19 protein-coding genes and 1 riboswitch are annotated in these 18,226 nt (G+C 55.9%); of the genes, 7 read left to right on the forward strand and 12 right to left on the reverse strand.

The annotated features are described in order from the left end of the window. The first annotated feature begins 184 nt into the window (after positions 1 to 184). Positions 185 to 1,525 carry an anaerobic C4-dicarboxylate transporter gene (locus ACMYSO_RS15150; protein ID WP_434665610.1) on the forward strand — a complete coding sequence of 447 codons (1,341 nt, stop codon included), beginning with the start codon at positions 185 to 187 and terminating at the stop codon, positions 1,523 to 1,525. Positions 1,526 to 1,576: 51 nt separating this feature from the next. On the opposite strand, the gene ACMYSO_RS15155 is transcribed toward ACMYSO_RS15150, so the two are convergent. The 10 genes from ACMYSO_RS15155 to rsd form a co-directional block, all read right to left on the reverse strand. Beyond that, on the reverse strand, positions 1,577 to 1,888 hold the full coding sequence (locus ACMYSO_RS15155) for a PTS lactose/cellobiose transporter subunit IIA (protein WP_123758153.1): 312 nt from the start codon (positions 1,886 to 1,888) through the stop codon (positions 1,577 to 1,579). A 3-nt stretch (positions 1,889 to 1,891) separates the two neighbouring features. Further along, positions 1,892 to 2,152 carry a PTS sugar transporter subunit IIB gene (locus ACMYSO_RS15160; RefSeq protein WP_434670817.1) on the reverse strand — a complete coding sequence of 87 codons (261 nt, stop codon included), beginning with the start codon at positions 2,150 to 2,152 and terminating at the stop codon, positions 1,892 to 1,894. 218 nt (positions 2,153 to 2,370) lie between these two features. Further along, on the reverse strand, positions 2,371 to 3,903 hold the full coding sequence (locus ACMYSO_RS15165; RefSeq protein WP_434665613.1) for a sensor domain-containing diguanylate cyclase: 1,533 nt from the start codon (positions 3,901 to 3,903) through the stop codon (positions 2,371 to 2,373). A 324-nt stretch (positions 3,904 to 4,227) separates the two neighbouring features. Next, positions 4,228 to 5,358 carry a 2-iminoacetate synthase ThiH gene (thiH, locus tag ACMYSO_RS15170; RefSeq protein WP_434665616.1) on the reverse strand — a complete coding sequence of 377 codons (1,131 nt, stop codon included), beginning with the start codon at positions 5,356 to 5,358 and terminating at the stop codon, positions 4,228 to 4,230. After that, positions 5,355 to 6,125 carry a thiazole synthase gene (gene thiG / locus ACMYSO_RS15175; protein WP_434665619.1) on the reverse strand — a complete coding sequence of 257 codons (771 nt, stop codon included), beginning with the start codon at positions 6,123 to 6,125 and terminating at the stop codon, positions 5,355 to 5,357. The genes thiH and thiG overlap by 4 nt, the downstream gene beginning before the upstream one ends. 1 nt (position 6,126) lies before the next feature. Then, positions 6,127 to 6,327: a sulfur carrier protein ThiS gene (gene thiS / locus ACMYSO_RS15180; protein WP_434586845.1), complete on the reverse strand. Its 201-nt coding sequence runs from the start codon at positions 6,325 to 6,327 to the stop codon at positions 6,127 to 6,129. Beyond that, entirely contained in the window at positions 6,311 to 7,066 is a 756-nt protein-coding gene (locus tag ACMYSO_RS15185) for a HesA/MoeB/ThiF family protein (RefSeq protein WP_434665622.1), read from the reverse strand. Before ACMYSO_RS15185 ends, thiS begins: the two co-directional genes overlap by 17 nt. Beyond that, positions 7,059 to 7,694: a thiamine phosphate synthase gene (gene thiE, locus ACMYSO_RS15190; protein WP_434665625.1), complete on the reverse strand. Its 636-nt coding sequence runs from the start codon at positions 7,692 to 7,694 to the stop codon at positions 7,059 to 7,061. The genes ACMYSO_RS15185 and thiE overlap by 8 nt, the downstream gene beginning before the upstream one ends. After that, positions 7,694 to 9,601 carry a phosphomethylpyrimidine synthase ThiC gene (gene thiC / locus ACMYSO_RS15195; protein WP_434665628.1) on the reverse strand — a complete coding sequence of 636 codons (1,908 nt, stop codon included), beginning with the start codon at positions 9,599 to 9,601 and terminating at the stop codon, positions 7,694 to 7,696. The genes thiE and thiC overlap by 1 nt, the downstream gene beginning before the upstream one ends. Before the next feature lie 86 nt (positions 9,602 to 9,687). Beyond that, positions 9,688 to 9,840: riboswitch (TPP riboswitch) on the reverse strand. Between the two features lie 53 nt (positions 9,841 to 9,893). Further along, on the reverse strand, positions 9,894 to 10,391 hold the full coding sequence (rsd, locus tag ACMYSO_RS15200) for a sigma D regulator (RefSeq protein ID WP_123758163.1): 498 nt from the start codon (positions 10,389 to 10,391) through the stop codon (positions 9,894 to 9,896). Between the two features lie 93 nt (positions 10,392 to 10,484). On the opposite strand from rsd, the gene nudC reads away from it, so the two are divergent. The 6 genes from nudC (at position 10,485) to ACMYSO_RS15230 (ending at position 14,840) form a co-directional block, all read left to right on the forward strand. Further along, positions 10,485 to 11,258, forward strand: a complete 774-nt coding sequence (nudC, locus tag ACMYSO_RS15205; RefSeq protein ID WP_123758164.1) for an NAD(+) diphosphatase — start codon at positions 10,485 to 10,487, stop codon at positions 11,256 to 11,258. Positions 11,259 to 11,297: 39 nt separating this feature from the next. Next, positions 11,298 to 12,362, forward strand: a complete 1,065-nt coding sequence (hemE, locus tag ACMYSO_RS15210; protein ID WP_434665630.1) for a uroporphyrinogen decarboxylase — start codon at positions 11,298 to 11,300, stop codon at positions 12,360 to 12,362. Positions 12,363 to 12,371: 9 nt separating this feature from the next. Further along, positions 12,372 to 13,043: a deoxyribonuclease V gene (gene nfi, locus ACMYSO_RS15215; RefSeq protein WP_434665632.1), complete on the forward strand. Its 672-nt coding sequence runs from the start codon at positions 12,372 to 12,374 to the stop codon at positions 13,041 to 13,043. A 42-nt stretch (positions 13,044 to 13,085) separates the two neighbouring features. Further along, the gene (locus tag ACMYSO_RS15220) at positions 13,086 to 13,676 is read left to right on the forward strand and encodes a YjaG family protein (protein ID WP_434665635.1); all 591 of its coding nucleotides are present in this window, start codon (positions 13,086 to 13,088) and stop codon (positions 13,674 to 13,676) included. A gap of 186 nt (positions 13,677 to 13,862) precedes the next feature. Then, positions 13,863 to 14,135 carry a nucleoid-associated protein HU-alpha gene (gene hupA, locus ACMYSO_RS15225; protein WP_004097675.1) on the forward strand — a complete coding sequence of 91 codons (273 nt, stop codon included), beginning with the start codon at positions 13,863 to 13,865 and terminating at the stop codon, positions 14,133 to 14,135. 12 nt (positions 14,136 to 14,147) lie between these two features. Further along, positions 14,148 to 14,840: a DUF1481 domain-containing protein gene (locus tag ACMYSO_RS15230; RefSeq protein ID WP_434670818.1), complete on the forward strand. Its 693-nt coding sequence runs from the start codon at positions 14,148 to 14,150 to the stop codon at positions 14,838 to 14,840. A 169-nt stretch (positions 14,841 to 15,009) separates the two neighbouring features. On the opposite strand, the gene purD is transcribed toward ACMYSO_RS15230, so the two are convergent. Next, a complete protein-coding gene (gene purD, locus ACMYSO_RS15235) occupies positions 15,010 to 16,299 on the reverse strand; it encodes a phosphoribosylamine--glycine ligase (RefSeq protein WP_434665638.1) in 1,290 nt (429 codons plus the stop codon). A 15-nt stretch (positions 16,300 to 16,314) separates the two neighbouring features. Then, positions 16,315 to 17,904, reverse strand: coding sequence for a bifunctional phosphoribosylaminoimidazolecarboxamide formyltransferase/IMP cyclohydrolase (gene purH / locus ACMYSO_RS15240; protein WP_434665641.1), 1,590 nt, complete (start codon positions 17,902 to 17,904; stop codon positions 16,315 to 16,317). Positions 17,905 to 18,226 lie beyond the last annotated feature (322 nt).

The raw sequence follows: 18,226 nt of genomic DNA on the forward strand, positions 1-18,226 counted from the left end.
AAATCAAAGGCGATATAGTCAAAAAGTCCAATTAATCATGTGATTACTTTTTTATGTCTTCAGTTTCTTGAAACCGGAGAGGGTGTCTTATATCTGCAAAACAGACCTGCGACAGGGGAGTGGGTTAACAGAACGACAGCGGTCGCTGCATTTTTGATTTTAATAGACTGAGTCTGGGGGATGCATGGAATTCGCAATACAACTCGTCATTATTTTAATATGCCTGTTTTATGGTGCCAGAAAAGGCGGCATCGCGCTTGGTCTGCTGGGCGGTATCGGGCTGGTGATTTTAGTCTTTGTCTTTCATCTTCAGCCAGGTAAGCCGCCGGTTGATGTGATGCTGGTGATTATTGCGGTGGTGGCCGCCTCGGCAACGTTGCAGGCATCCGGTGGATTAGATGTGATGCTGCAGATTGCGGAAAAACTTCTGCGGCGTAACCCCAAATATGTTTCGATTGTGGCACCCTTTGTCACCTGTACCCTGACCATTCTTTGCGGCACCGGGCACGTGGTCTATACGATCCTGCCAATTATTTACGACGTCGCGATCAAGAACAACATACGCCCCGAACGGCCGATGGCGGCAAGTTCGATTGGCGCACAGATGGGGATTATCGCCAGCCCAGTGTCGGTTGCGGTGGTGTCGCTGGTGGCGATGTTGGGGAATTTCACCTTTAACGGTAAACATCTCGAGTTCCTCGACCTGTTAGCGATTACCATTCCGTCAACGCTGCTGGGTATTCTGGCTATCGGTATTTTTAGCTGGTTTCGTGGTAAGGACTTGGACAAGGACGAAGAGTTCCAGGCCTTTATCTCGACGCCAGAAAACCGCCACTATGTATACGGTGACACGGCCACGCTGCTTGACCGGAAACTGCCAGCCAGTAACTGGGTTGCTATGTGGATTTTCCTGGCATCTATTGCCGTGGTGGCGGTACTGGGAGCCTTCTCTGAGCTGCGCCCGGCATTCGACGGTAAGCCACTCTCGATGGTGCTGGTGATCCAGATGTTTATGCTGCTCTCCGGTGCGCTCATTATTATTATCACCAAAACCAACCCGGCCGCGATTTCTAAGAATGAAGTGTTCCGTTCGGGGATGATTGCGATAGTGGCGGTGTACGGGATCGCCTGGATGGCGGAAACCATGTTTGGCGCACACATGACCGAGATTAAAGGCGTGTTGGGCGAAATGGTGCAGGAGTATCCCTGGGCTTACGCTATCGTCCTGCTGCTGGTGTCCAAATTTGTGAACTCCCAGGCCGCGGCATTGGCGGCGATTGTTCCTGTGGCGCTGGCGATTGGCGTCGACCCTGCCTATATCGTGGCCTCCGCACCCGCCTGCTATGGCTATTACATTCTGCCGACCTACCCAAGCGACCTGGCGGCGATTCAGTTCGACCGTTCGGGCACCACCCATATTGGCCGTTTCGTGATTAACCATAGCTTTATTCTGCCGGGGCTGATCGGCGTCAGCGTGTCGTGTGTGTTTGGCTGGATATTCGCCGCGCTGTACGGCTTTCTGTAATAAAAAAGCAGGTGCCTCTTCAGGCACCTGCTTTTAACGGACGTGGTTTATTTACTGTGCCGTACGGCGATACAGTTCAATCATATCGGTGGCCAGATCCTGAATGACCATCGCATTCATCAGATGATCCTGGGAATGAACCGTAATCAGGTTGACCGGGAGTTTGCCGGTGCCTTCATCAAGGCCGATGAGCTGAGTCTGGATTTTATGCGCGTGCTTTACGAACTCATGTGATTCGGCCATGGCCTGCTCGGAGGCGGCAAAATCGCCTTTACGCGCCAGCTGCAAGGCGGTTAATGCGCAACTGCGTGCTGAACCGGCGTTCACCAACAGCTCCATGATGGTTGTTTCTAAATCTTCCATGGTTTACTCCATCAACTTCAGGGCTTTATCAAGAACGGCATCACCTTTCATCATGCCGTAATCCATCATATCGATAACCGCGACTTTCTTACCGAGCGGGTCGGCCATCGCCTGCAGTTTCGCCTGCTCATACTTCACCTGCGGACCCAGCAGAATGATGTCCGCTGTGGCGAGGTTATCTTTAAACTCAGCGACCGGTACGGCTTTAATTGAGACTTCAATACCTTTCTTCTTCGCAGCGTCTTGCATGCGTTGAACCAGCATGCTGGTGGACATTCCGGCGGCGCAACATAACACGATGTTCTTCATAATGGGTGGCCCTTATGTTCCCTTGATGCATCATCTTTATCGCGGGGAGAGGGGCGCGACAACCGCTTTACCGCGATTGTGTGTAAGGCATCACAAAATAATGAAACCGGTTTCAATTTTGCCCGTGAATTAATAAAAAACCCACCGAAGTGGGCTTTCAGGGGTCATCAGCGTTAAACCCGCACGATGCAGTTTTTGCCCTGTTGTTTCGCTTTATACAGCGCCTCATCCACGGCCACGACCAGTTTATCCAGCGGTTCCATGTTCCATTCTCCCAACCCGGAACTAAAGGTCACCGTCAATCCATCTTCACGCCAGGTCCGCTGCGCAATCTTCTCTCGCCAGTTGTCGAGAAGGGCATGGGCATTCGCGAGATGTTGCTGCGTGAAAATGACGGCAAACTCTTCCCCGCCATAGCGGTAGAGCGAAATCTGTTCGGGTTGTAGGATCTGCAGCCCTTCGCGCGCAACGTTACGCAAAACAATGTCGCCGTTGAGGTGGCCCCAGGTGTCATTAATAGATTTAAAGTTATCGATATCCACCAGTGCCAGTGCGAAGGGGTGGTGATCGTTCATCAGCGCAGCGACATCGCTGTCGAAGGCGCGGCGGTTTTTACAGCCGGTCAGTGCGTCAATCGTTGCCTGACGCACATAGGTAAGCTCGCGTTGTTTATTGCTTTCGATGGCTTTACTCAGCATGGCTTCGAGCCGCGGCGCGCGGTTAACTTCCCCGGTTTTAATCGCGTTGATGATGTTCATCAGTACCGTGCGTGAAGCGTATCGCAGATAGAGACCGAACAGAACGATCACAATAGCGGATAGCGCAAAGCCCCAGATAACAACAGTGGATTCGTGGCGCGACATATCGACCAGCGTGGCGTTGGTAACGCGGTAAATGGCGAACCAGTCGGGATTCGTAAAAGAGTAATAGTAATACCAGGTGTCTGAGGTTTTGTCATAGAGCTGACCTTCAGCGCTGGTCATTTTGTCCATCAAAGCTTCGCTGGCGTAGGGTTTAAACAGCACGCCAGGGTCAGGATGGATAACGACTTTCCCGTCACGTTGCACCACAAAAAACTCCCCCTGCATCGGGGCGGCCATCTGGCGCAAGGCATAGCCCATTGAGGTCAGATCCAGGTGAAAAGCGAGTGTGCCTTTGAGCCGGCCTTCGGGTGAGATAACGGGTCTGAAAAGTGTGATGGTCGGGTGGTGGGTAAAATAATCAAGGTATGTTGAGGTATAAAGACTGAACGTACTCACTTCGGCCTGCTTGATAAACCACGGCCTGGACTGGGGTGTAAAGGTCCGGCTCTCTTTACTCGGCAGCACTTCCGGCGCCCGTAGATAATGACCCTGGGTATCCGCCAGCGAAATAGAGGAGACGTTAGGCATCAGTTCCTGGAGCTGCATTAAATCCTGTAATCCTTTTTGAGGATCGACGTTAACGGACTGATTTAACCGGTCATAGTTAGCAAAGAATTTCGTGGCACGCCCGAGAATATAATCATTTCCACGCAGCACCGATTCTGTGTAATTCACCGCGAGGTTATAGGTGAAATTACGATTAACGGAGTGATACTCCTCAATCAAATTCTTTTTTTGCGCCAGGGTGACAAACACCGCGATCAGCAAAAAACTGAGGAGAATACCCGCGAATCCAAGCAAAATTGGCATAGTGAAAGACAGTTTTCTGTTGTGACGTGCCATGTGTCGTAAATCGTTCCTGAAGGTATAACCGTGGATTAAAGCGCAGGTTTAGCCGTAATGCCTGGCGAGAGAACAAGATAACTCCTGGTCAATTATAACCATGGCACCGGGGATGATGTGATTTATCTTCGGCCACAATACCCGTGCAGTAACGGCCAACGCGGTGATGAGGCAGGGCGAAAATGAGGAAGAGAAGATGTTCGCCCTGGTCAGCGTCCGCTGCTGACCGGACAAGAATAGGAAAACGGCTGTGCGGTGACCATCATCCATTTTTCGCATTGGATAAAGCGACGTAAAACATCTCGTCGCTTTCTTTGCTTTTCATTACGGCTGTGAGGAACGTCCCAGCCAGCTATCCCAGTCTTTCCACACCGGCTGCAATCCGCGCGACACCAGCGCGTCGGCGACCTCTTCAGGGCGGCGGCCATCGTGAGGCGCAAATTGTTCCAGTTCCGGATGGTTGTCGGCATACCCGCCGGGCTGGGTTTTGGAAAACGCGCTGACGTTGTTAATCGCCAGCGGGATCACCTGGTCACGGAATGCCGGGGATTCGCGCGTCGAGAGCGACAGTTCGATCTCCGGTGCCAGCAGGCGGAAGGCGCAAATGGTCTGCACCAGTTGACGCTCGTCCATCAGCGATGCGGGCTCAACGCCGCCGGCACAAGGGCGTAGCCGGGGGAATGAAATCGAATAGCGGCTGCGCCAGTAGTGCTGCTGCAGCCACAGCAAATGCTCCGCCACCATATAACAATCCACGCGCCAGCTGTCTGAAAGGCCAATTAATGCCCCGAGGCCGATCTTATCGATCCCCGCCTGGCCAAGCCGATCCGGTGTTTCCAGACGCCAGAAAAAGTCCTGCTTGTTGCCTTTCAAGTGGTGTTGCGCGTACATGCTTTCGTGGTAGGTCTCCTGATAGACCATCACGCCGTCCAACCCGAGCGTTTTTAGCTCCGCGTACTCTTCCATGGCCAGTGGCTGCACTTCCATCTGCAGGGAGGCGAACTGGCTGCGGATCGCCGGCAGATGGCGACGAAAATAGTCCATACCAACTTTGCTCTGGTGCTCGCCGGTCACCAACAGCAGATGCTCAAAGCCCATCGCGCGAATGGCCGTGCATTCACGGGCGATCTCGTCCTGATCTAATGTTTTGCGTTTAATACGGTTGCTCATCGAGAAACCGCAGTAGGTACAGTCATTGGCGCACAGGTTAGAGAGATACAGCGGTACGTAAAAGCTGACGGTATTGCCAAAACGCTGGCGGGTCAGCCGCTGCGCTTTCTGCGCCAGCGGCTCCAGATAGCCGGCGGCGGCAGGGGAGAGCAGGGCCATCATATCGTCACGGCTGAGCTGTTTTGCGGCCATCGCGCGTTCGACATCGGCTGGTGTTTTACTATTGATGCGCAGGCGGATGTCATCCCACTCCAGCTGTTTCCAGCGTTCGGTAAAGGTGCTCATACCAGCGTCTCCAGAAAACCGGTCAGCGGGCTGGTGGCCTGCGCCTGGGCGCTACGCGAACCCGGACCCGCCTGGCGAGCGAGCACGCCTGCCTCGACCGCCAGGCGGAAAGCCCGCGCCATGGTCACCGGGTCGTCGGCCACGGCAATGGCGGTGTTGACCAGCACGGCATCCGCGCCCATTTCAAGGGCCTGCGCGGCATGGCTGGGAACGCCAATCCCGGCATCTACCACTACCGGCACCGTGGCCTGCTCAATAATAATTTCCAGCATCGCCCGCGTTTCCAGGCCCTGATTTGAGCCAATCGGCGCGCCCAGCGGCATCACTGCGGCACAGCCGACCTCCTCCAGCCGTTTACACAGCACCGGGTCGGCGCCGCAATAAGGCAGCACCACGAAACCTTCCCGTACCAGCACTTCCGCCGCCTTCAGGGTTTCAATCGGGTCTGGCAGCAGCCAGCGTGCGTCTGGATGGATTTCGAGCTTCAGCCAGTGGGTCCCTAGCGCTTCCCGGGCCAGTCGGGCGGCGAAGACGGCTTCCTCCGCCGTTTTTGCCCCTGAGGTATTCGGCAACAGGCTGACGCCGGCGGCCAGTAATGGAGCGAGAATGGCGTCATTATGCTGGCGCAGATCGACGCGTTTTAGCGCCAGCGTGACCAGCTGGCTGCCCGAGGCGCTAATAGCGTCGACCATGACTTCCGGCGCAGAGAATTTGCCGGTTCCGGTAAAAAGATGAGATTCAAACGTTTTGTCCGCGATACGTAACATGTCAGCCTCCGGCGATGACCTGAAAAAGCAGGACCCGATCGCCTTCCTGCAGAAGATGATGTTCCCACCGCTCGCGCGGCAGGACCTGTTGATTGAGCGCCAGCGCGATACCCGCCTGCTGCTGTTCTAACTGAAGAAGCAAAGCGGCGACGGTGGTGGCGTCGATGCACTGCATGGGTTGATCGTTAAACCAAATCTGCATGCTGCCCTCCACAGACCGGGCAACTCTGTGCGCGCTGGAGCGTCAGGCTGCGCCAGTGGCTGGTTCGTGCGTCGAATAACCGCAAGGTGTTGCGCGGCGTCGCCATACCGGAAAGCAAGGTGATAGCCTCCAGTGCCTGAAGGGTGCCCATCAAGCCGACTACCGGCCCGATAATTCCCGCCGTACGGCAGTTACGCTCAGGTTCAGTGCTATCCGGCCACAGACAGCGGTAGCAGCCTTGATTCCACGGCGGTGTCAGTACAATCAACTGACCGCCAAGCCCAACGGCGCTGGCGGTGATCAGCGGAGTCGCCTGCGCGACACAGGCAGCGTTGATAGCCTGGCGGGTTGCCATGTTATCGGTACAGTCCAGTACCACATCCGCTTTGGCGACCTCCTGGTGCAAGGTTTCGCCGGCCAGACGTTGCTGCAAGGTGACGATCTCAACCTGTGGATTCAGCCGGGTCAGGCGCTGCCGGGCGGCGGTCGTTTTCGGGCGGGCAATATCATCGCTGGTGAAGAGAATTTGCCGCTGCAGGTTACTGACGTGTACATCATCATCGTCCGCGATAACCAGCGTGCCAATGCCCGCCCCGGCCAGATACAGGGCGGCGGGCGAACCCAGTCCGCCGAGCCCGACGATCAGCACCCGGCTGGCCAGCAGCTTTTGTTGACCTTCAATCGCAATATCTTCCAGCATCACCTGGCGGCTGTAGCGCATAAAATCGCTGTCATTCATCGCCCGCTCCCGCCATGTCCAGCAATTGCGCAGTGGCTTGCTGCCAGTCCGCCGCCTGAGTTATGGCGCTGACCACCGCGATGCTGCCGACACCGGTTTCCAGTACCAGTGGCGCCCGTTCCAGGCTAATACCGCCGATCGCGACCGTCGGGTAATCTGCCAGCCGCTGGATATGGCGGGCGAGCTGCTCCAGACCCTGCGGGGCGGAAGGCATCTGCTTGGTTTGCGTAGGGAATACGTGACCCAGGGCGATATAGGAAGGACGTGCTGCCAGTGCAACGTCGATTTCCATATCGTCATGGGTCGACACGCCGAGACGCAGGCCGGCCTGACGAATAGCGTTCAGGTCCGTTGTCTCCAGGTCCTCTTGTCCTAAATGCACGCCGTAGGCCTGATGTTTTACCGCCAGCTGCCAGTAATCATTGATAAACAGCCGGGCGTGGTATTGGCGCCCGAGCGCGATCGCGGCGATGACATCGGCTTCAACTTCGCTATCGCGCTTATCTTTAATGCGTAGCTGAAGGGTACGCACGCCAGCGCGTAGCAGGCGTTCGATCCAGACCACGCTATCGACGACCGGGTAGAGGCCTAACCGGAACGGAACGGACGGAAAATCGGGTTGATACATCAGGCTTGCTCCTTACGTAAATAGATTTCACCGCCGCGAGCGCGGAAGTCCTGCGACTTATCGGCCATTCCGCTTTCGATGTTCTGGCGGGCGGCATAGTCCCGCACTTCCTGGGTGATTTTCATTGAACAGAATTTGGGCCCGCACATGGAGCAGAAATGGGCGACTTTGCCGGATTCCTGCGGTAGCGTTTCGTCGTGATAGGCACGGGCGGTGAACGGGTCGAGGGCGAGGTTGAACTGGTCTTCCCAGCGGAATTCAAAACGGGCTTTGGACATGGCATTATCACGGATCTGCGCGCCGGGATGGCCTTTCGCCAGATCCGCAGCGTGGGCCGCAATTTTGTAGGTGATCAGCCCCTGTTTCACATCTTCTTTATTCGGCAGGCCGAGGTGCTCTTTCGGGGTTACATAACAGAGCATGGCACAGCCGAACCAGCCGATCATCGCCGCGCCGATGCCGGAGGTGAAGTGGTCATAGCCCGGGGCGATATCGGTGGTCAGCGGCCCCAGCGTATAGAACGGCGCTTCATGGCAGTGCTCGAGTTCCTCGGTCATATTGCGGCGGATCATTTGCATTGGCACGTGGCCCGGGCCTTCAATCATCACCTGCACATCATATTCCCAGGCGATTTTGGTCAGCTCACCCAGGGTATGCAGCTCGGCAAACTGCGCTTCATCGTTGGCATCCTGAATCGAGCCGGGGCGCAGGCCGTCGCCGAGGGAGAGGGAGACATCATAGGCGGCGCAAATCTCACAGATATCGCGGAAATGCTGGTAGAGGAAGTTTTCCTGATGATGCGAGAGGCACCATTTGGCCATGATAGAGCCGCCGCGGGAGACAATGCCGGTCAGGCGTCTGGCGGTCATCGGCACATAGCGCAGCAGGACGCCGGCATGGATCGTGAAATAGTCGACGCCCTGTTCCGCCTGCTCCAGCAGGGTATCGCGAAAGGCTTCCCAGGTGAGGTTCTCGGCGATCCCGTTGACCTTCTCCAGCGCCTGGTAAATCGGCACGGTGCCGATGGGAACCGGGCTGTTACGCAGGATCCATTCGCGAGTCTCGTGAATATACCGCCCGGTGGACAAATCCATCACCGTATCGGCGCCCCAGCGCGTTGACCACACCAGTTTTTCCACCTCTTCTTCGATGGAGGAAGTCACCGCCGAGTTGCCGATGTTGGCGTTGACCTTCACCAGGAAGTTGCGGCCGATAATCATCGGCTCAGATTCCGGGTGGTTGATGTTGGCAGGGATGATGGCCCGTCCGGCAGCGACCTCATCGCGGACGAATTCTGCAGTGATATTGTCCGGCAGTCGGGCGCCGAAACTTTCCCCCGGATGCTGGTGGCGCAATACCTCCCCGCGTATGCGCTCCCGGCCCATGTTTTCACGGATAGCGATGAACGCCATTTCAGGCGTCACGATCCCCTGACGGGCATAGTGGAGTTGGGTGACGCATTTGCCAGGTTTCGCGCGCCGTGGCGTCAGCTGGCCACGAAAACGCAGCGTATCAAGATCGTCATCGGCGAGACGCGCTTTGGTATACAGGGAGCTACGTTCCTGCAGCGGTTCGCTGTCATCGCGTGCATCAATCCACGGCTGGCGCAGCGTTGACAGGCCCTGGCGCACATCGATCGCCACGTCGGGGTCGCCATAAGGGCCGGAGGTGTCGTACACCGGGATCGCTTCGTTTTGTTCGTACTGCGGCTGGGCTTTATCACCGCCAATCAAGGTGGGACTGAGTTGGATTTCCCGCATCGGTACGCGGATATCCGCCTGCTGGCCTTGGATGTAGATGCGTTGCGAGCGGGGAAAGGCGGTCCCTTCCAGGGTATGGATAAAATGCTGGGCGCGTTCGCGCTGTTCCCGACGGGTGAGTTTTGGTTCAGATTTTGTTGCAGACATAGCGCATTCCAGATGAAAAAGGACATGGCTTGTCAGACGACGGATGGAGTAACAGAGGCGATCGGTCCTGGAGGGACGGTCGCATAGGACAGTTTACTCTTGTTCCCTTCGCAGGTATTAGCCTGATCAGGTTCCGCGGATCCCGAATTAACGGTCTCAGCCTTTTCCGCTTCATCCTTCGTGCTGCCTTGAGGCATCACGAACGCTGTTGTGGAAAATGGGCACTCCGACAAGATACATCCCCCTCCAGCGAGGGGGAACGTATGTAAACTACTCGTTAACAGCGCACAACTCAAGCTGTCGGCGCGATATTGTCACTGATGTTGTCTTTCAGGTTGTGCGATATCGCCAGCACGATCAGCTTGTCTTCCAGCGCGAATCGCGCTTCCAGCGCTTCGCCGATATCGGACAGTGCCTGCTGAAATTCGAGATAGTTATCGTGGTCGATGGCGTTTTCGAGGCAGGAGTCGTAGCAATCCATAATCAGCTGAGTGTTGGCTTCCAGCTGCGGATAGAGTTTGGTCGCGGCCAAAAGTGGTGTATTGCCTTCCATTTCGCCAAGAATACGTTCATAAATATTAAAATGGCCGGAGGAGAGGTAGTCCACCAGGCTTTGGCAAAAATTATCCAGCGCCTTTTCGTTCAGTCGCATAAAGGATTCTTTGCCGGGCTTCAGGCCAACCAGCTTGTAGTAAGCCACGAGCAAATGCTTACGTACATGTAGCCAGCGATCGACCAGTTTATTACTGCCTCCAACACGTTCCGTTAGGTTTTCCAGCTGGTTTAACATGGTTGACTCCGCAAGTTTAAGAAAATAACGTTGCTCACCAAAATGTAAATATAATGTTAAAAGTGCCAGTAAAACGAAGGTAGTGCAATAGATATGGATCGTATTATTGAAAAATTAGATCGCGGCTGGTGGATCGTCAGTCACGAACAAAAATTATGGTTACCCGGCGGGGAATTACCACATGGCGAAGCGGTAAATTTCAATCTTGTCGGCCAGCACGCGCTGCATATCGGTGAATGGCAAGGTGATGCGGTGTGGATGGTGCGCCAGGATCGTCGGCAAGATATGGGATCGTTACGCCAGGTGCTGGATAGCGATCCGGGGCTGTTTCAGCTGGCGGGGCGCGGCATCCAACTGAGCGAGTTTTATCGTTCGCATAAATTCTGCGGTTACTGCGGCCACCCGATGCACCCGAGCAAAACCGAATGGGCGATGCTGTGTGGCCACTGCCGCGAGCGCTACTACCCGCAAATTGCCCCGTGCATGATCGTGGCGATCCGTCGGGACGATACGATCCTGCTGGCACAGCATACCCGTCATCGTAACGGCGTACACACGGTGCTGGCCGGATTTGTCGAAGTGGGGGAGACCCTGGAACAGGCGGTGGCCCGCGAAGTGATGGAAGAGTGCGGCCTGAAGGTGAAAAATCTGCGCTATGTGACCTCCCAGCCGTGGCCATTCCCCCAGTCGCTGATGACCGCGTTTATGGCGGAGTATGATAGCGGCGACATTGTGATCGACAAGAAAGAGCTGCTGCAGGCGGGCTGGTATCGCTACGACGATTTACCACTATTGCCGCCGCCGGGGACCGTGGCGCGCCGGCTGATAGAAGATACCGTGGCACTGTGTCGGGCAGAGGCGGAGTGACGTGATACACTGGCGTAAAATGGGATCAGGATGAATAACATGACCGAACTAAAAAACGATCGTTACCTGCGAGCGCTGTTACGCCAGCCTGTGGACGTGACCCCTGTCTGGATGATGCGTCAGGCTGGCCGCTATTTACCGGAGTACAAAGCGACTCGTGCGCAAGCGGGCGACTTTATGTCGCTGTGTAAAAACGCCGAGCTTGCCTGTGAAGTTACGTTGCAGCCACTGCGTCGCTATGCGCTGGATGCGGCGATCCTCTTCTCCGATATCCTGACCATCCCGGATGCGATGGGGCTTGGGCTGTACTTCGAAGCCGGCGAAGGTCCACGCTTCACCTCGACCATCACCTGCAAAGCCGATGTCGATAAACTGCCGGTGCCCGACCCGGAAGATGAACTCGGCTATGTGATGAATGCCGTGCGCACCATTCGCCGCGCGCTCAATGGCGATGTTCCGCTGATTGGCTTCTCCGGTAGCCCGTGGACGCTGGCGACCTATATGGTGGAAGGTGGCAGCAGCAAAGCCTTCACCGTGATCAAAAAAATGATGTATGCCGACCCGCAGGCGCTGCATGCTCTGCTCGATAAGTTGGCAAAAAGCGTCACGCTGTATCTGAATGCCCAGATTAAAGCCGGCGCGCAGTCGGTGATGATTTTCGATACCTGGGGCGGCGTGCTGACCGGTCGCGATTATCAGCAGTTCTCGCTCTACTACATGCACAAAATCGTGGATGGCCTGCTGCGTGAACACGAAGGCCGTCGCGTACCGGTCACGCTGTTCACTAAAGGTGGCGGACAGTGGCTGGAAGCAATGGCGGAGACCGGCTGCGATGCGCTGGGCCTCGACTGGACGACCGATATTGCCGATGCCCGGCGTCGTGTCGGCCATAAAGTGGCGCTGCAGGGGAATATGGATCCTTCTATGCTGTATGCGCCTGCGGGCCGTATTGAAGAAGAAGTCGGATCGATTCTTGCCGGCTTTGGTCAGGGTGAAGGTCACGTCTTCAACCTCGGTCATGGTATTCATCAGGATGTGGATCCTGAGCATGCCGGCGTGTTTGTCGAGGCGGTGCACCGACTTTCAGCACAATATCATCGCTAAGGTATGGCGATGGATCTGACGTCCCTTCGTGCCAGTCAGCAGATGCTGGCCGGCTCGGTTATCCGTGAGGATCGCTGGGATCCGGATGCTTGCGGGCTGATCGGTGGCGCGGACGTCGGTTTTGAGCAAGACGGCGCAGTGACGCGGGCGGCCATGGTGTTGCTCGCCTACCCGTCGCTGGAGCTGGTGGAATATCAGGTAGCGCGGGTAGCGACCACCATGCCGTACATCCCCGGTTTTCTCTCTTTTCGTGAAACCCCCGCGCTGCTGGCGGCGTGGCAACAGCTGTCACAAAAGCCGGGTCTGTTATTTGTCGACGGACACGGCATTTCCCATCCACGGCGGCTGGGCGTCGCCAGCCATTTTGGCCTGCTGGTGGATGTACCGACCATTGGCGTGGCGAAAAAGCGTTTGTGTGGGCAGTTTACGCTGCCCGACGACGAAGTGGGGGCGCTGGCGCCGTTGATGGACAAAAGCGAACAGCTGGCGTGGGTCTGGCGCAGTAAAGCGCGCTGTAATCCACTCTTTATCAGCACCGGCCATCGCGTCTCCCTTGATAGCGCGCTGACATGGGTTCAGCGTTGTATGCAGGGCTACCGTCTGCCAGAGCCAACGCGCTGGGCGGATGCGGTCGCTTCACGGCGTCCGGCGTTTTTGCGTTGGCAAGCAAATCACGGCTGATTCAGGTACACTGCGGCTAATTTCTGACTTCGAGAATTCATCATGTTACAAAACCCGATTCATCTGCGTCTGGAGAAGCTTGAAAGCTGGCAGCACGTCACCTTTATGGCTTGTCTGTGCGAGCGCATGTACCCCAATTACGCCATGTTCTGCCAGCAAACTGAGTTTGCCGATGGTCAGCTGTATCGCCGTATTCTCGATCTGATTTGGGAAACTCTGACGGTCAAAGATGCGAAGGTGAATTTTGACAGCCAGCTCGAAAAGCTGGAGGAAGCCATTCCGGCAGCCGACGATTACGATCTGTATGGTGTTTATCCTGCCATCGACGCCTGTGTTGCATTGAGCGAACTGATTCACTCGCGCCTGAGCGGAGAAACGCTTGAGCACGCAATTGAGGTGAGTAAGAGTTCCATCACAACAGTAGCAATGCTGGAAATGACCCAGGCTGGTCGCGAAATGACCGATGAAGAGCTCAAAGAAAACCCAGCGGTAGAGCAGGAATGGGATATTCAGTGGGAGATTTTCCGTCTGCTGGCCGACTGTGAAGAGCGCGACATTGAACTGATCAAAGGACTGCGCGCAGACCTCCGCGAGGCTGGCGAGAGCAATATTGGTATAAATTTTAAGCAGTGAGACCAGAAAACGTGATTTACCGCCTGAATTGTCGCGTCTGAAGGCTTCCATTCCGCCCCCCGTCTGGTCTACATTTGGAGGGCGAAAAAAAGTGGCTATCGGTGCGTGTATGCAGGAGAGTGCTTTTCAGGCATTTCCGTCGCACTCGGTGCTTAGCAAGCGATAAACACATTGTAAGGATAACTTATGAACAAGACTCAACTGATTGATGTAATTGCGGACAAAGCTGACCTGTCCAAAGCACAGGCAAAAGCTGCCCTGGAATCTACCCTGGCTGCAATTACTGAGTCTCTGAAAGAAGGTGATGCTGTTCAACTGGTTGGTTTCGGTACCTTCAAAGTGAACCACCGCGCTGAGCGTACTGGCCGCAACCCGCAGACCGGTAACGAAATCAAAATTGCCGCTGCTAACGTGCCGGCGTTTGTTTCTGGTAAAGCTCTGAAAGACGCAGTCAAGTAAGACTGCGTGGCAGTGTACAGTTTTAACGAAGGGGCCTTACCGCCCCTTTTGTCTATCTGGCGCCGTGTCGCGGTGCTGGTGGGTACACTGCTGCTCTCTGCCTGTAGTAGTCATTCCTCTGTCCCGCCTTTTACCGCCAGTGGCTATGCGGATAACCAGGGCGCGATGCGCATCTGGCGTCTGGATTCCAACGGCGAAGTGCATCTTCTTGCCGCCTTCAGTCCGTGGCGTCACGGCAATACCTCAACCAGCGAATACCGCTGGCAAGGTGACAAACTCAGGCTGATCGAACTCAACGTCTACGGCAAACCCACTGAACATATCCGCGCCCGCTTTGATGACCAGGGTGAGCTGAGCTTTATGCAGCGTGAAGTGGATGGGCAAAAACAACAGCTCTCCAGCGATCAGGTCGCGCTTTACCGCTATCGGGCGACACAGATTCGCCAGACCAGCGATGCATTACGCCAGGGGCGTGTTGTCCTCCGCCAGGGGCGTTGGCATGCTAACCGGACGGTAACGACCTGCGAAGGGCAAACCGTGAAGCCGGAGCTGGACGCGCGGGCACTGGCCTTCGTTGAACGTCGCCAGAGTCATTCATCTGTTGAAGTGAGCGTAGCGTGGCTCGAAGCCTCGGATGGTGCTCAGCTGCTGCTGGTGGCCAACGAAGACTTCTGTACCTGGCAACCGCAGGAAAAAACCTTCTGACGCCCGTCAGAGTACATGCCAGTCTTACCTTCGCGGTTCCTCTCTCTGTATTTCCCGACACATCTTTATACATAACTCGCGGCTCAGCTTCTGTAGATGATAAAAAAACGGACGGCTTCAATACTGAAGCCGTCCGTTAATAAGGCGATGCTGAGATGACGCTCAGGCGTTAGCGCTGCTCGCGGGCGATTGCGCGCCAGCCGATATCGTCGCGGCTGAAGCTGCCATCCCAATGAATGCCGGTGAGGAGCTCATAAGCACGCTGCTGTGCCTGGGCGACGGTATCACCCAGCGCCGTTACGCACAGGACGCGACCGCCCTGGGTGACCACACGCTGGTCGTCGGTCAGCTTCGTGCCGGCATGGAACACTTTGCCATCTGCCGCATCGCTCTGCGGCAGGCCAAAGATCTCGTCGCCGGTGCCGTAGTTACCCGGGTAACCGCCGGCAGCAACCACCACGCCCAGTGAGGCGCGCTCGTCCCATTCGGAGGTTTTCTCGTCCAGTTTGCCATCGCAGGCTGCAAGGCACAGATCCACCAGATCGGATTTCATGCGTAGCATGATCGGCTGCGTTTCCGGATCGCCGAAGCGACAGTTGAACTCGATAACCTTAGGATTACCCTGTTTGTCGATCATCAGCCCGGCGTAGAGGAAACCGGTGTAGGTATTACCTTCTGCCGCCATACCTTTGACCGTTGGCCAGATAATACGATCCATCGTGCGCTGATGAACGTCATCCGTCACGACCGGGGCAGGTGAGTAGGCGCCCATACCGCCGGTGTTCGGGCCGGTATCGCCGTTGCCTACGCGCTTGTGGTCCTGGCTGGTGGCCATCGGCAGGACGTGATCGCCGTCGACCATGACGATAAAGCTGGCTTCTTCACCATCAAGAAACTCTTCGATCACGATACGGTGGCCCGCGTCGCCGAAGGCGTTACCGGCCAGCATATCCTGAACCGCGTCTTCCGCTTCTTTGAGCGTCATCGCGACGATAACGCCTTTACCGGCAGCCAGACCGTCCGCTTTGATGACGATCGGTGCGCCTTTCTCGCGCAGGTAGGCCAGCGCAGGCTCGACGTCGGTGAAATTCTGATATTCCGCAGTCGGGATGTTATGCCGTGCGAGGAAATCTTTGGTGAACGCTTTAGAGCCTTCCAGCTGGGCGGCGCCTTCGGTCGGTCCGAAGATTTTCAGACCAGCCGCACGGAAGGCATCCACCACGCCAATCACCAGCGGCGCTTCCGGGCCGACGATGGTCAGGTCGATCTTTTCGCGCTGGGCAAAGCTCAGCAATGCCGGAATATCGGTCACGCCGATATTCACGTTCTGCAGCGCAGGTTCCAGCGCGGTACCGGCGTTACCCGGCGCGACGTACACGGTGTCCACCAACGGAGACTGTGCGGCTTTCCATCCCAGCGCGTGCTCGCGCCCGCCGTTACCAATCACTAATACTTTCATGTTCTGCTCCGTGAATTAATGGCGGAAGTGACGCATGTCGGTGAAGATCATCGCGATGCCGTGTTCGTCGGCAGCGGCAATGACTTCTTCGTCGCGAATGGATCCGCCTGGTTGAATCACGCAGGTGACGCCCACTGCGGCAGCCGCATCGATACCATCCCGGAACGGGAAGAAGGCATCGGAGGCCATCGCTGAGCCTTTAACTTCCAGACCTTCGTCACCGGCTTTAATGCCAGCAATTTTAGCGGAGTAGACGCGGCTCATCTGGCCCGCGCCAATGCCGATGGTCATGTTCTCTTTGGCATACACAATGGCGTTGGATTTCACGAACTTCGCTACTTTCCAGCAGAACAGCGCATCGCGCAGCTCTTGTGCGTCTGGCTGACGTTTAGTGACCACGCGCAGATCATCGGCGGTGACCATGCCCAGATCGCGATCCTGTACCAGCAGTCCACCGTTGACACGTTTGAAATCGAGGCCCGGCACGCGTGCAGCCCATTCGCCGCAGATCAGAACGCGGACGTTCTGCTTCGCTGCCGTAATTTTCAGCGCAGCTTCACTGGCTGATGGGGCAATGATCACTTCGACGAACTGGCGAGAGATGATGGCCTGTGCGGTTTCGGCATCCAGCTCGCGGTTGAAGGCGATAATGCCGCCGAAGGCTGAGGTTGGGTCAGTTTTGTAGGCGCGATCGTAAGCATCCAGAATCGTGTCGCTAACCGCGACGCCGCATGGGTTGGCGTGCTTAACGATGACGCATGCCGGTTCGCTGAACTCTTTCACGCACTCCAGTGCCGCATCGGTATCGGCAATGTTGTTATAAGAGAGGGCTTTGCCCTGCACCTGCTGCGCGGTGGCGACGGAGGCTTCTTTAATGCTTTCTTCTATATAGAAGGCTGCCTGCTGGTGGCTGTTCTCACCGTAACGCATATCCTGCTTCTTAATGAAGTTCAGATTCAGCGTGCGTGGGAAACGGCCGGATGCTTCCTGCGTCTCACCATGATAGGCCGGAACCATGCTGCCAAAGTAGTTGGCGATCATGCTGTCATAGGCTGCAGTGTGTTCGAAAGCTTTAATCGCGAGGTCGAAGCGGGTAGCCAGGGTCAGGGAGCCGTCGTTGGCGTCCATCTCGTTAATAATGGCGTCGTAGTCACTGCTCTTCACTACGATAGCGACGTCTTTATGGTTCTTGGCCGCGGAACGCACCATGGTCGGGCCGCCGATATCGATATTTTCGACTGCATCTTCCAGCGAGCAACCTTCACGTGCGACGGTTTCCGCAAACGGGTAAAGGTTAACAACTACCATATCAATAGGAGAGATGGCGTGCTGCGCCATAATCTCATCATCCTGGCCGCGACGGCCGAGGATGCCGCCATGCACTTTTGGATGCAGGGTCTTAACACGTCCATCCATCATTTCCGGGAAACCGGTGTAGTCAGAGACTTCGGTTACCGGCAGACCTTTATCAGCCAGCAGGCGTGCGGTACCACCGGTAGACAGTAGCTCAACACCACGAGCGGAAAGTGCCTGCGCGAATTCGACGATACCGGCCTTGTCAGAAACACTGAGCAGGGCACGGCGGACTGGACGACGTTGTTGCATGGTATTAAATCCCCAGGATTTGAACATTACAGAGAGCGTTAGGTGAGTTTTTGCCTAAAAACTCACCTAACGCACCCAACCGGGCATCCGTGTTATTGCGCGGCATTGTAACGAAAACGTTTGCGCAACGCTCGCGAATTTTGATCTTTCTCTTTTACACAGCGATCTCTTCTATATAGAAGGGCATTTTGCCGACCTTTGTCAGGGTGAGATGGCCTCTGTCTGTGGATAATCCTGTGTGTAACAGGGTATAAAGCGGGGTTTTGCTGGGGAATGCAGCAGTCAGTCATTTTTCTGCAATTTTTCTATTGCGGGCTCTCGA

It is taken from the genome of Klebsiella sp. B345 (genome assembly GCF_051131735.1).
Lineage (GTDB): Bacteria > Pseudomonadota > Gammaproteobacteria > Enterobacterales > Enterobacteriaceae > Klebsiella.